Here is a 12,406-nt window from a genome sequence, read left to right on the forward strand (position 1 = left end):
TTTCTAGTCAGTGACTAGATTGGCCGCATGACGACTCAGCGATCCCTCCTCGTGTTCGGCGGCACGGGCCAGACCGGCCAGCACTTCACCCGCCTCGCCCTCGGCGACGGACACCGCGTCCGCGTCCTGGCGCGGACGCCCTCGAAGCTCACCCTCGACGACGACCGCCTCGAGGTCGTCCAGGGCTCCGTCACCGACGACCTCGACCTCGACGCGCTGCTCGACGGCACCGACGCGGTCGTGATGATGCTCGGCGACGCGGCAGCCCAGCGCGAGCGCCCGGTGAACACGCCCCTCGTCCAGGCGCTCGTGCCGGCCATGCGTCGCACGGGCACGGAGCGCCTCCTCTACCAGGCCGGCGGGCTGAGCGCCGCGCCCGGCAAGCCGCTCGCCCCTGCCCTCCGGCTGGTGCGGAGCACGATCGCGCGCGGCTACATCGGACAGCACGAGGACAACGAGGCGGTGATGCGGCACCTGGACGAGGAGGCGCGGGACATCGCCTGGACGGTCCACCGTGCCGGGATCGGCTCCGACGGCCCGTCCCGGGGCGAGCTGCAGCGCTCGGCCCGCAGGATCAGCATCGGCACCTTCGTCGACTGCGCGAAGTACAACCTCACAGCCCTCTCGGACGACACGACCGTGCACACCTGCGACGGCAGCGCCTACCGGCGATAGCTCAGGCCGGGCTCCCCTAGGGGCCCGCGGGCATCCCGCCGAGCGCGCCGGTCACGAGGGCCTGCACGAGCCGGTCGGCGTCGTAGTCGGGGTCGGTCGCAGCCCCGATGCAGAGGTTGCCGACGCCCCTGAGGAGGCTGTACCCGTCCAGGGGCGCGTCGCCGCCGGCGAGCCCGCGATCCAGGCGGGCCGCCTCCAGCAAGGAGGCGCACACCGGGACGAGGCGGCCGACGAAGTAGGCGTGCAGCGCGTCCGACCCCGCGTCGTCGCCCCGGAGCGCACCGGGCAGGCCGTGCTTCGTGACGAGGAAGTCCACGAACAGCGCGATCCACTCCCGCAGCGCCTCCTCAGGGGACGAGCGCTCGGCGAGGAGGCGCGGGCCGGCCTCCGCACACGCCTCGACCTGGTGCCGGTAGACGGCGACGACCAGCGTCGGACGGGTCGGGAAGTGGCGGTAGACGGTGCCCACCCCGACGCCGGCGCGGGCGGCGATCTCCCGTACAGGCGCGTCGACGCCCGACTCCACGAACACCGCGGCGGCGGCGGCGAGCAAGGCCTGCGGGTCCTGTCGCGGACGGCCTGGGGGCCTGGTCCGCGCAGCGGATCGGTCGTCGTCCTGCGGATCGGTCATGTCGCCTCCTTCGAGGTCTCGATCTGGTGCTTGCTTAACGGAACAACGTTCCGTAACGTTGCGGAGCGTTGCTCCGATAGTCAGTCTCGCAGAGCACACCCCCAGGAAGGAAGCACCATGCCCTCAACCGCCACCACTCCGCTAGACAGTGTCATCGGGACTCCGAGCCCCGTCGTGTCCGTCGCCCCCGTGAGGCTGGCCGCCCCGGGCCGCCCCGTCCCGCTCGAGGTGCGCGTGTCGGCGCCCGCCACCGGGACGGACCTGCCCGTCGTCGTGTTCTCGCACGGCAACGGCTGGGACCTCGACGGCTACGCACCGCTGACGGCGTTCTGGGCGTCGCACGGCTTCGTCGTCGTCCAGCCCACGCACCTGGACTCCCGCCGGAACGGGTTCGGCCCCGACCACCCCGTCTTCCCCGACATCTGGACCGAGCGGATCTCGGACCTGACGCGCGTGCTCGACCAGCTCGACACCGTCGAGGCCGCCGCCCCGGGCCTCGCCGGCCGCGTCGACCGCAGCCACATCGCTGTGGCCGGTCACTCCTGGGGCGGCCAGACGGCGCAGTCGCTGCTGGGCGCACGGATCCTGGACGACGAAGGAGGCGTCGGCCGAGACAGGTCCGACGCTCGCGTCACGGCGGGCGTCCTGCTCGCCGCGACCGGTCTCGCCGGTGACGACCTGGCTCCGTTCGCCCAGGCGAACTTCCCGTTCATGCGCCCCTCCTTCGCCGAGCTGGCGACGCCGACGCTCGTGGTCGCCGGCGACCACGACCAGTCGAGGATGTCCCGCCGCGGCCCCGACTGGTTCATCGACGCCTACACGCACAGCCCCGGGGCCACCGACCTGCTCACCCTGCACGGCGCCGAGCACTCCCTGGGCGGGATCGTCGGCTACGAGGTCGCCGAGACGACCGACGAGAGCCCCCAGCGGGTCGCCGTCGTCCAGCGGCTGACCACCGCATGGCTCCGCACCGCGCTGCACGTCGACGACGGCAGCTGGGCATCTGCCCGCTCCGCCTTCCACGACGCCGCCGACCCGATCGGCCACCTCGAGAGCAAGTGAGGCGGTTCCCGGTCCACACCCCGGACCGCCTCATTGGTCAGCTGCTGCTGTATGGTCAGCACATGCTGACCATCCCGTCGCGCGTCGACGTCATGAACCGCCTGGGGCGCGCCATGGCCGATCCCTCCCGGTCCCGCATCCTGCTGCACCTGCTCGAGCAGCCCGGCTATCCCGGCGCCCTGGCCGAGCAGCTCGGCCTCACGCGCTCGAACGTGTCGAACCACCTCTCCTGCCTGCGGGGCTGCGGCATCGTCGTCGCCGTGCCCGAGGGGCGCTCGACGAGGTACGAGATCGCCGACGCCCACCTCACGCGAGCGCTGACCGCCCTGGTCGACGTCGTCCTCGCCGTCGACGACGGCGAGCCCTGCACCGACGACGCCTGCGACGTCCCGTTCTGCTGCGGGACCGGCGCGTGACCGCGACGGCCGCGCCGCGCCTCCTCGGGTCGGCCCGTCGGCTCGTGCTGCAGCGCCGGATCCGGATCATCGTCGCCGTCACGATCACGTACAACGTGATCGAGGCGATCGTCGCGATCGCCGCCGGCACCGTCGCCTCCTCGACGGCGCTGATCGGGTTCGGCCTGGACTCGATCGTGGAGGTGCTGTCGGCCGCCGCGATCGCGTGGCAGTTCGCGGCCCCCGACCCCGAGAAGCGGGAACGGGTCGCGCTGCGCGTCGTCGCCGTGTCGTTCTTCGGCCTGGCCGCCTACGTGTCCGTCGACGCGGTGCTCGCCCTCACCGGGATCCGCGAGCCCGACCACTCCCCCTTGGGCATCGTGCTCGCCGCGGTGAGCCTGGCGATCATGCCGTTCCTCAGCCTCGTCGAGCGCCGCACCGGCACCGAGCTGGGCTCGGCGTCGGCCGTGGCGGACTCGAAGCAGACGCTGATCTGCTCGTACCTGTCGGCGGCCGTCCTCGTCGGCCTCGTGCTCAACCTCGCGTTCGGCTGGACCTGGGCCGACCCCGTGGCCGGCCTCGTCATCGTCGTGTTCGCCGTGCGCGAGGGGCTCGAGGCCTGGCGCGGCGACTCCTGCAAGACGCCCGTGTCAGCCCTCACGGGCGAGCGCCAGGTCGAGGCCTGCGACTGCTGCTGACCCGCGCCGTCCACCCTCGTCGTCACGACGGCACGACGTCCGTGTCGCGACGACGGCTCATGCACCGCGCTGTGCCGCAGACCCTTCCCGTGCAGTCCGGTCGTCCTCGACGTCCACCCGCAGGACTGCGAGAGCCAGGCCACGCCTCCCTCGGGTCGACCACACCGCGATGACGGACGCGATCGCCAGCACGGAGGCGACGAACGCGAACAGCGGGACGTCGAGGGCGAGCAGCGTCGCCCACCCGCCGGAGCCGAGCGCCCAGCGCAGCAGGCGCCTGCCCGCCCCGGGACGAGGTGTCGGCCGCAGGCGGACGACGTGCTCCCCGAGGGTGCGCCCGGAGGCCAGGACGATGACCAGCTGCACCGCCGGCGCGACGAGTGCGCCGGTCGTGACGAGCGTCGCCAGCAGCGGGTCGTCGTCGTCGCGGTCGGCGAGGGCCCAGGCGAGCGTCGTGCCGACGCTGAGCACGCCGGAGAGGAGCCAGATGGCCAGGACGTCGGAGAGCATGCCGGAGAACCGGCGGGCGGCGGTCACGGGCCGGGGCCGGTCGGCGTCGACGGGGACGCCCGAGCCGGCCAGCAGCCCGACCATCGGTGCCAGCAGGGTGCCGACGACGGCGCCGGCGGTGTTCGCCATCAGGTCGTCGACGTCGAACAGCCGGTACGCGCAGGGGTAGAGGAACCAGTCGCCCGTGAGCTGCGTCAGCTCGATGAGCAGCGAGACGACGAACCCGGTGCCGAGGCCGACCAGGAGGCCGCCGAGGAGCCGCCTCCGGGCGACGGCATGCCGCGCGAGGGCGCCGAGCGGGACGAACAGCAGCACGTTGAAGAGGACCTGCGCGACGGCCGGGTTCGTCAGCAGCGAGCGCGGCCCGGAGATGCCGCCCTCCTTGACGATGTCGCCGACGAACGCGAACGGGGTCAGCTGCGCCGGGGCGGGGGCGGCGCACATGGTCGCGACGTCGGCAGGCAGGGGAAGCAGCGTGTAGGTGACGAGCGCGAGGGCGTAGACGAGGGTGCCGAAGGCGACGAGGGTGCGTCGGACACCGAGCTGGCCGTGTCGGCGGTACTCGGCCGCCGTCCACGGCACCAGGGCTCCGATCGCCAGCACGGAGCCGATCCCGAACGCGAACACTCCCGGCAGCACGTTTCCCATGCCCAGAAAGTACCGGGCTCGAGACCGTCGGCACATGGCCCCAGGGGAGGGTCCGAGTCGTCCCCCGGTACCGGGACGCGGTCCCCCGGGAGGACGACCCGGGGCCGTGTCACATCACGTTCCGAGCGTCACGTCCGACCATGACTCGACGTGACGCTCGGAACACGAGGGGACATCGCCGTCTCGGTCAGGCCCCGAAGGCGCGGGCGCCGGCGAGGAGGCGCTCGAAGGCCGCCTCCGTCGCCGGGTCGACCTCGCGACGTGAGGCGTCGGCGTCGTACCACTCGACGATCTCCCGAGCACCCGTGGCCCAGGACGTCGTCGCCTGCCAGCCGGGCACGAACGCCTTGACCTTGGTGTTGTCGAACACGACGGAGTGCGCCTTGTCGCCCAGGAGCCCCGGGCCCCACTCGGGCTCGACGACCGCGACGCTCTCGCTCGCCACGTGCACCAGCGCCGGCTCGTCGACGCCCGCTGCGGCCGCGAGGGTCGTGTATATCTGGTCCCACGGCAGGGCCTCGTCCGAGGTGATGTGGACGACGTCCCCGACGGCGGCCGGCAGGCCCAGCAGCCCGACGAACGCACGGGCGAAGTCGACGTGGTGGGTGAGCGTCCACAGCGACGTGCCGTCGCCGGGGACGACGACCTCGAGGCCGCGCCGCATCCGGTCGACGACGGTCCAGCCGCCGGTGACCGGGATCGTGGTGCGGTCGTAGGTGTGCGAGGGGCGGACGATCGTGACCGGGAGGCCGCGCTCCCGGTAGGCGCCGACGAGGAGGTCCTCGCAGGCGATCTTGTCCCGGGAGTACTGCCAGAACGGGTTGCGGAGCGGGGACGACTCGCGGATCGGCAGCGCGGCGACCGGCTTCTGGTAGGCCGACGCCGAGCTGATGAACACGTACTGGCCGGCCCGGCCGGTGAAGAGGTCGATGTCGGCCTGGACCTGGTCGGGGGTGAACGCGACGAAGTCGACGACGACGTCGAACGACCGGTCGCCGAGGGCCCGGCGGACCGACGACGGATCGGACACGTCCCCGGTCAGCACCTCGACGCCGGGAGGCGTCGGCCGGGCCGAGGACGACCCGCGGTTGAGGACGGTGAGGTCGTGGCCGAGCTCGACGGCTCGGGCCGCGGCCGCCGAGCTGATGATGCCGGTGCCGCCGATGAACAGGACTGTCAACGCTGACATGAGGGGGTCTTCTTTCTTCGAGGAGGACCGCCCCAGTCTGCTCGTTGCGCCCCTGGCGCGGACGACGGGCCAGGCGCCTAGGCGGAACCCCGGACGACGAGCTTCACGGCGCCGGCCACGATGCCCGGGGAGGGCGCTCCGCCGATGGCGTCGACGAGGTGCTGTGCGGCGGCGCGTCCGAGCTGCTCGAGCGACATGTCCACGCTCGTGAGCGGTGGTCGCGAGTCGCGGACGAGCAGGTCCCAGTTGTCGAAGCCGACCACGGAGATGTCGTCGGGGACGCCGACCCCCTCGTCCCGGAGCGTGTCGATGACGCCACGGGCGATGTGGTCGCTGCCGCCGATGATGGCGTCCACCGACTCGCTGCCCCGGACCAGGAGGCGGGCGCAGTCACGCCCCCATCCCTCGCCCCACTGCCCGAAGAGGGAGGTCCCGCCGACCAGTTCGAGCCCTGCCGCCGTCAGGGCCTGCTGGACGCCGGTCGCACGATCGCGCGCCGCGGCGTAGGACGCCTCTCCGTTGACCAGGGCGATGCGCGTCCGCCCCTTCTCGATCAGGTGCTCGGCGGCCAGGCGTCCGGCCTGGACGTTGTCGGGGGTGAAGGAGGCGTCGGCCGGGTCGCTGGAGGGGGCGTAGACGTAGACGACGGGGACGTCCGCGAGCAACGGGACCGGCGGGCGCGGGTTCGTCGTGCGCCCCACGATGAGCAGCCCGTCGACCCGACGCGTCAGCAGCGTCTGCAGGTGCAGCTGCTCGCGGAGCGCGTCGTCCCGGGCGTCGGCCAGGAGCACCGACAACGAGCCCGAGCCGAAGGCGTCCTCGGCGCCGAGCAGGACGGGCAGCACGAAACGGTTGTCGAGGTCGCTCGTGACCATCCCGATCGTGCCGGTCCTGGCCGAGTTCAGCGCCTGCGCGAAGAAGTTGGGCGTGAAGGAGAGCGCCGCGGCAGCCTCCTGCACCTTGACGCGGGTCGACTCCCGCACCTGGGCCCGGCCGTTCAGGGCCTTGGAGGCCGTGGCGACCGAGACCCCGGCGGCCCTGGCCACGTCGGCCAGCGTGACGGGCGTCGTCGCCGCCTTGCCGCCTCCTGCATTGGTCATGTACCGAAAATAGTTCACAAACTCATTGACGGGCAACCATTGCCCGTGTAACTTCACTCCCGAAACCAGTTTCGGTCTCTTTGCTCTCGACGATGAGCGCCCTGTGCTGCACCTGCCGGGCCCTCCGACGGAGCATCCGCAGCAGTTCAGAGAGGAACCTCCTGTGATCTCCTTCATCCGCAGCAAGCGCACCGCCGTGGCCGTCGTCGGCCTCGCCGCCGCGTCCCTGGCGCTCACCGGCTGCGCCGGCGGCGCGGGCGGCGGCTCGTCCGACGCCGCCTCGGGCACCTACACGTTCTGGGACCCGTACCCCCAGTTCGACGACTCGAGCGACTGGGCGAAGCTCGTCGAGAAGTGCGGCACCGACGCCGGCGTCACCGTCGAGCGCACCGGGTACGACACCTCCGACCTGACCAGCAAGGCGCTGCTCGCCGGCCAGCAGGGCAACTCCCCCGACCTGCTGCTCGTCGACAACCCGGTCGTCTCGACCCTGGCCGAGGCGGGCCTGCTCACGGACACCAACGAGACCGGGGCCGACACCTCCGACATCGAGGCGAACATCCTGGCCGCGGGCCAGCTCGACGGGAAGACCTACGGCGTCCCCATCGGCGCGAACACCCTCGCGCTCTACTACAACAAGGCCGTCCTGGACTCGGCAGGCGTCGACCCCGCGTCGGTCACCGACTGGGACAGCCTCACCTCCGCCCTCGAGGCGGTCTCTGCCTCCGGCGGCAAGGGCATCACCTTCTCCGGCATCGGCACCGAGGAGGGCAGCTTCCAGTTCCTGCCCTGGTACTGGGGCTCAGGTGCCGACCTCACCGAGCTCGACTCCGACGACGCCGTCTCCGCCCTGGCCCTGTGGACCGACTGGGTCGAGAAGGGCTACGCCCCCAACTCGGTGATCAACAACACGCAGACGACGAGCTGGCAGGAGTTCCTGACCGGCGAGTACGCCTTCGGCGAGAACGGCACGTGGCAGCTCGCCGGCGTCAAGGAGTCGGGAATCGACTACGGCATCATCTCGATCCCCGCCAAGGACGGCGGCGCGGCCCCTGCGCCCACCGGCGGCGAGTTCCTCACCGTCCCGGTGCAGAGCGACGACGCCCGCTACGAGGTGAGCGAGAAGATCCAGTCGTGCCTGACGAGCACCGAGAACCTCGTCGCGACCGACACGACGCTGTCCTACGTCGCCCCGACGAAGGACGCCCAGGCAGAGCAGGTCGCCACCGACCCCGACCTCGAGCCGTGGGTCACCGCGGTGGCCGATGCCAAGGGCCGCACCAGCGACGACCTCGGCACCGACTACCCGAAGATCTCGGAGCAGCTCTGGAAGGCCGTCCAGAACAGCCTCAGCGGGTCGTCCGACCCCGAGGCTGCCCTGCAGGAGGCGCAGCAGGCCGCCGCGTCCGCCACGAAGTAGCCCGACAGCACCACCAGCACCACCAGCACCACCCACCGCGACACCACCCACCGCACCGGGCACCGCCTGACGACGAGGAGCAGCACCATGAGCACCGACACGATGGAACGTCGCCAGGCACCGCCAGGGGGGAGGCCGGCCCCGGACCCCGGCCTCCCCGGCGACGGAGCGCGGCGGGGACGCCGTGGGCCCGGTGCCTCCCAGCTCACCGCCTGGGCGTTCCTCGCCCCGGTCGTCGTCTACCTCGCCGTCTTCTACGTCTGGCCGCTCGTCCGCAACGTCGACCTCTCGACGCACGACTACACGGTCCGGTCGTTCATCGACGGCACCGCGCCCTTCATCGGGCTCGAGAACTTCGCGGACGTCTTCTCCAGCCCGACCTTCGGGCCGGCGCTGGTGAACACCCTGCTGTTCACGGGCATCTCCATCGCGTTCCAGTTCACGATCGGCATGGCCCTCGCGGTGTTCTTCTTCCAGAAGTTCCCGCTGTCGTCGACGCTCCGGGCCCTGTTCCTCGTGCCGTGGCTGCTCCCGCTGATCGTCAGCGCCTCGACCTGGTCGTGGATGCTCAACAGCGAGAGCGGCGTCGTCAACTCCGTCATCCGCACCCTCGGCGGCGAGCAGATCAACTGGCTCACGTCCCCGCAGTGGGCGCTGACCAGCGTGATCATCGCCAACATCTGGATCGGCATCCCGTTCAACTTGGTGATCCTCTACAGCGGGCTGCAGAACATCTCCGAAGACCTCTACGAGGCAGCGGCGCTCGACGGCGCGAACGCCTGGCAGGTCTTCTGGCGCATCACGTTCCCGCTGCTGCGCCCGGTCTCGGCGATCACGATCCTGCTCGGCCTCGTCTACACGCTGAAGGTCTTCGACATCATCTGGATCATGACGCGGGGCGGGCCCGGCGACGCCTCGACCACGTTCGCCATCTGGTCGTACCAGCTCGGCTTCGGCTCGACCCTCCCCTCCTTCGGACCCGCTGCCGCGGTCGGCAACCTGCTGATCGTCATGGCGCTCGTCTGCGGGTTCGTCTACCTGCGCGTGCAGAGGAAGCAAGACCAGTCGTGAGCGCCACCATCAGGCCCGCCGCCGCCCCGACGTCGGCCGCCCGCCGCGCCTCCTCGAGTCGTGCCGGCCGCCGCAGCCTCGCCACCACGGTGTTCGGGGTCGCGCTCACCGCGATCATGCTGTTCCCGATCTACTGGATGATCAACGTCTCCCTGACCCCGACCGCCCAGATGCGGCAGAGCCCGCCGTCGTGGTTCCCCTCGTCACCCACGCTCGACGGCTACCGGGCCGTCGTGAGCGAGCAGCTGCCCTTCCTCGGCACGAGCCTGCTGGTCGGCCTCGGCACGGTCGTCGTCACTATCGCCCTGGCCGCGCCGGCCGCGTACTCGCTGGCCAAGCTGCGACCCGTCGGAGGAGGCGCGCTGAGCTTCGTGATGATCGTCGCGCAGATGATCCCCCAGGTGATCATGGCCATGGGCTTCTACGCGATCTACCTCAACCTCGGCATCCTGAACCACTGGTGGGGCCTCGTCATCGCCGACTCGACCCTGGCTGTGCCCTTCGGCGTGCTGATCTTCACCGCGTTCATGCGGGGCATCCCCGACGAGCTGATGAGCGCCGCGAAGCTCGACGGTGCCGGCGCCTGGCGCACCTTCCGGTCGGTGGTGCTGCCGGTGAGCCGCAACTCCGCCGTGACCGTAGGGCTGTTCGCGTTCCTCTGGGCGTGGTCCGACTTCGTGTTCTCGTCGACCCTCAACAGCGGCGGCGACGCCCAGACCATCACCCTCGGCATCTACCGGTACATCGGCAACAACAACCAGGAGTGGAACTCGATCATGGCGACCGCCGTCGTCGCGTCGATCCCCGCCACGGTGCTGCTCGTCGTCGCCCAGCGCTACGTCGCCGCCGGCGTCACGGCCGGCGCCGTCAAGGACTGACCCGCGCGTCGACCTCGGCACCACCTCCTCCTGCTTCCCCTCTCTTCTTGGAGCACATCGTGACCACCACCTCTCCGCGCACCAGCGCCTCCCGCACCGACCTCGGCGACAGCCGCCCCTTCTCCGGCCCGGTCGATCCGTCCCGTTCCGTCCTCACGCCGCTCGACGCGACCGAGATCCGGTTCACCGACGGCTTCTGGGCCGAGAAGCAGGCCCTGAACGCCGACGTCGTGCTGAGGCACTGCGAGGACTGGATGGAGCGCATCGGCTGGACGGCCAACTTCGACCGCGCTGCCGCCGGCCTCGACGACCCGGGCACCCCCTGGGAGCACTCCGGCATCGAGTTCGTCGACTCCGAGGTCTACAAGCTCCTCGAGGGCATGGCCTGGGAGCTCGGCCGCGAGCACGACCCCGCCCTGCAGGCCCGCTACGACTCCCTCGTCGACCGCGTCGCCGCGGCCCAGGAGGCCGACGGCTACCTGCACACGAGCTTCGGCCGTGCCTGGCAGCGACCGAGGTGGAGCGACCTCGAGTGGGGCCACGAGCTGTACTCGATGGGCCACCTGCTGCAGGCCGTCGTCGCTGCCGAGCGCACCGCCTCCTCGCCCCGTCTGGTCGAGGTCGGTCGCCGTCTCGCCGAGCACCTCTGGACGGTCTTCGGCCCCGGGGGGCGCGTCGCGATCTGCGGGCACCCCGAGATCGAGGTCGCGCTCGCCGAGCTCGGCCGCGCCGTGGACGAGCCCCGTTGGATCGAGCTCGCCCGCCTCTTCGTCGACCGGCGAGGGCACGGGCTGCTCGGCCAGATCGAGTACGGCTCCGAGTACTTCCAGGACGACCTGCCGGTGCGCGACGCCGACGTGCTGCGCGGACACGCCGTCCGTGCCCTCTACCTCGCTGCGGGAGCCCTCGACGTCGCCGTCGAGACGCGCGACGACGAGCTCGCCGCTGCCGTCCGACGACAGTGGGAGGCGACGGTCGCCCATCGCACGTACGTCACGGGCGGCATGGGCTCCCACCACCAGGACGAGGCCTTCGGCGCCGACGACGAGCTGCCGCCGGACCGCGCGTACTCCGAGACCTGCGCGGGCATCGCCTCGACGATGCTCTCGTGGCGGCTGCTGCTCGTGGAGGGCGATCCCCGGTACGCCGACCTGATCGAGCGCACCCTGCTCAACGTCGTGCTCGCCTCGCCTCGCGAGGACGGTCGCGCGTTCTTCTACACGAACACGCTCCACCAGAGGACGCTCGGCACCGAGCCCGACGAGGACGAGCTGAACGCCCGCGCCCTGTCCAGCCTGCGCGCGCCGTGGTTCGAGGTGTCGTGCTGCCCCACGAACGTGGCCCGCACCCTGGCCAGCGTCGAGCAGTACTTCGCGACCCGCACCTCCGACGGGGTGCAGCTGCACCAGTACGGCAGCTACGACGTCGACACCGTGCTCGACGACGGCACGCCGCTGGCGCTGTCGGTCGCGAGCGGATACCCCCTCGACGGGCGCGTCGAGGTGACGTGGCGCGGCGACGTCGACCGCGAGGTGGAGCTCACGCTCCGTGTCCCCTCGTGGGCCGACGGCTCGCCGGTCACGGTGGCCCTGCCGGACGGGGAGGTCCGGCAGGCGCAGGGCTCGACGGTCGTCGTCCGCCGCCCCTTCTCGGCGGGCGACGTCGTCGTGCTCGAGCTGCCCACCACGGCCGAGTGGGTCGCCCCGGACCCGCGCATCGACGCCGTCCGTGGTCAGGTCGCCGTCCAGCGCGGACCGCTCGTGCTGGCGCTCGAGTCGGTCGACCTGCCCTCCGGCAGCGTCAACGACGTGCTCGTGGACACCTCCGTCGACCCGGTCACGACGTCGACCGGCGCACGGGTCGAGCTGTCCCGCAGCCAGACGCCCGACAGCGGCTGGCCCTACGGCCGTGTCGAGGCCACCGCCCTGTGCCTCGGCAGCGTCCCGCTCGTGCCGTACGCCTCGTGGGGCAACCGCGGCCCGTCGACGATGCGCGTGTGGCTCCCCACGGACGACCTCGAGGCATGACGACCTCACGCGTATCGGTCGGGGCTACCCTACCGAAACCTCTTCAGGCCGGGTACTTGCTTAAAATGCAGCTGAGTGTCAGGGTTGCTGAAAGCGGTTTCG

The 12,406-nt window shown here is 71.5% G+C and carries 12 protein-coding genes; 8 read left to right on the plus strand and 4 right to left on the minus strand.

Annotated elements, in window-relative coordinates; all coding sequences use genetic code 11:
* Window positions 1–27: 27 nt before the first annotated feature.
* Window positions 28–675, plus strand: coding sequence for an NAD(P)-dependent oxidoreductase (locus IFT77_RS06285; RefSeq protein WP_192169443.1), 648 nt, complete (start codon window positions 28–30; stop codon window positions 673–675).
* Between the two features lie 16 nt (window positions 676–691).
* Here IFT77_RS06285 and IFT77_RS06290 read toward each other — a convergent pair whose 3' ends face one another.
* Window positions 692–1,306, minus strand: coding sequence for a TetR/AcrR family transcriptional regulator (locus IFT77_RS06290; RefSeq protein WP_192169444.1), 615 nt, complete (start codon window positions 1,304–1,306; stop codon window positions 692–694).
* Window positions 1,307–1,423: 117 nt separating this feature from the next.
* Between IFT77_RS06290 and IFT77_RS06295 the strand changes: the two genes are divergently transcribed.
* From IFT77_RS06295 to IFT77_RS06305, 3 genes are all read left to right on the plus strand, one after another.
* On the plus strand, window positions 1,424–2,368 hold the full coding sequence (locus tag IFT77_RS06295) for a chlorophyllase (RefSeq protein WP_192169445.1): 945 nt from the start codon (window positions 1,424–1,426) through the stop codon (window positions 2,366–2,368).
* Between the two features lie 62 nt (window positions 2,369–2,430).
* Window positions 2,431–2,784, plus strand: a complete 354-nt coding sequence (locus IFT77_RS06300; protein ID WP_192042631.1) for a helix-turn-helix transcriptional regulator — start codon at window positions 2,431–2,433, stop codon at window positions 2,782–2,784.
* A complete protein-coding gene (locus IFT77_RS06305; protein ID WP_192169446.1) occupies window positions 2,781–3,461 on the plus strand; it encodes a cation transporter in 681 nt (226 codons plus the stop codon). The genes IFT77_RS06300 and IFT77_RS06305 overlap by 4 nt, the downstream gene beginning before the upstream one ends.
* 57 nt (window positions 3,462–3,518) lie before the next feature.
* Here IFT77_RS06305 and IFT77_RS06310 read toward each other — a convergent pair whose 3' ends face one another.
* From IFT77_RS06310 to IFT77_RS06320, 3 genes are all read right to left on the minus strand, one after another.
* Window positions 3,519–4,619 (minus strand): VanZ family protein, encoded by a 1,101-nt coding sequence (locus tag IFT77_RS06310; protein ID WP_192169447.1) that lies wholly within the window; start codon window positions 4,617–4,619, stop codon window positions 3,519–3,521.
* A gap of 187 nt (window positions 4,620–4,806) precedes the next feature.
* The gene (locus IFT77_RS06315) at window positions 4,807–5,808 is read right to left on the minus strand and encodes an NAD-dependent epimerase/dehydratase family protein (RefSeq protein ID WP_192169448.1); all 1,002 of its coding nucleotides are present in this window, start codon (window positions 5,806–5,808) and stop codon (window positions 4,807–4,809) included.
* Window positions 5,809–5,885: 77 nt separating this feature from the next.
* Window positions 5,886–6,908 (minus strand): LacI family DNA-binding transcriptional regulator, encoded by a 1,023-nt coding sequence (locus IFT77_RS06320; protein WP_192042627.1) that lies wholly within the window; start codon window positions 6,906–6,908, stop codon window positions 5,886–5,888.
* A 163-nt stretch (window positions 6,909–7,071) separates the two neighbouring features.
* Between IFT77_RS06320 and IFT77_RS06325 the strand changes: the two genes are divergently transcribed.
* The 4 genes from IFT77_RS06325 (at window position 7,072) to IFT77_RS06340 (ending at window position 12,304) form a co-directional block, all read left to right on the plus strand.
* Window positions 7,072–8,328, plus strand: coding sequence for an extracellular solute-binding protein (locus tag IFT77_RS06325; RefSeq protein WP_192169449.1), 1,257 nt, complete (start codon window positions 7,072–7,074; stop codon window positions 8,326–8,328).
* 87 nt (window positions 8,329–8,415) lie between these two features.
* The gene (locus IFT77_RS06330; RefSeq protein ID WP_192169450.1) at window positions 8,416–9,399 is read left to right on the plus strand and encodes a carbohydrate ABC transporter permease; all 984 of its coding nucleotides are present in this window, start codon (window positions 8,416–8,418) and stop codon (window positions 9,397–9,399) included.
* 116 nt (window positions 9,400–9,515) lie between these two features.
* Complete coding sequence (locus tag IFT77_RS06335) at window positions 9,516–10,277, plus strand: carbohydrate ABC transporter permease (protein WP_192042741.1); 762 nt, start codon at window positions 9,516–9,518, stop codon at window positions 10,275–10,277.
* Window positions 10,278–10,336: 59 nt separating this feature from the next.
* Entirely contained in the window at window positions 10,337–12,304 is a 1,968-nt protein-coding gene (locus IFT77_RS06340; protein WP_192042625.1) for a beta-L-arabinofuranosidase domain-containing protein, read from the plus strand.
* Window positions 12,305–12,406: the final 102 nt, after the last annotated feature.

The organism is Frigoribacterium sp. CFBP 13729, from assembly GCF_014841875.1.
GTDB lineage: Bacteria > Actinomycetota > Actinomycetes > Actinomycetales > Microbacteriaceae > Frigoribacterium.

What these genes read in the sequence shown, in the direction of transcription:
- IFT77_RS06285 (WP_192169443.1), top strand. Translation starts at nt 28, where the DNA reads ATGACGACTCAGCGATCCCTCCTCGTGTTCGGCGGCACGGGCCAGACC.
- IFT77_RS06330 (WP_192169450.1), top strand. Translation starts at nt 8,416, where the DNA reads ATGAGCACCGACACGATGGAACGTCGCCAGGCACCGCCAGGGGGGAGG.
- IFT77_RS06315 (WP_192169448.1), bottom strand. Translation starts at nt 5,808, where the DNA reads ATGTCAGCGTTGACAGTCCTGTTCATCGGCGGCACCGGCATCATCAGC.
- IFT77_RS06320 (WP_192042627.1), bottom strand. Translation starts at nt 6,908, where the DNA reads ATGACCAATGCAGGAGGCGGCAAGGCGGCGACGACGCCCGTCACGCTG.
- IFT77_RS06295 (WP_192169445.1), top strand. Translation starts at nt 1,424, where the DNA reads ATGCCCTCAACCGCCACCACTCCGCTAGACAGTGTCATCGGGACTCCG.
- IFT77_RS06300 (WP_192042631.1), top strand. Translation starts at nt 2,431, where the DNA reads ATGCTGACCATCCCGTCGCGCGTCGACGTCATGAACCGCCTGGGGCGC.
- IFT77_RS06290 (WP_192169444.1), bottom strand. Translation starts at nt 1,306, where the DNA reads ATGACCGATCCGCAGGACGACGACCGATCCGCTGCGCGGACCAGGCCC.
- IFT77_RS06335 (WP_192042741.1), top strand. Translation starts at nt 9,516, where the DNA reads ATGCTGTTCCCGATCTACTGGATGATCAACGTCTCCCTGACCCCGACC.
- IFT77_RS06310 (WP_192169447.1), bottom strand. Translation starts at nt 4,619, where the DNA reads ATGGGAAACGTGCTGCCGGGAGTGTTCGCGTTCGGGATCGGCTCCGTG.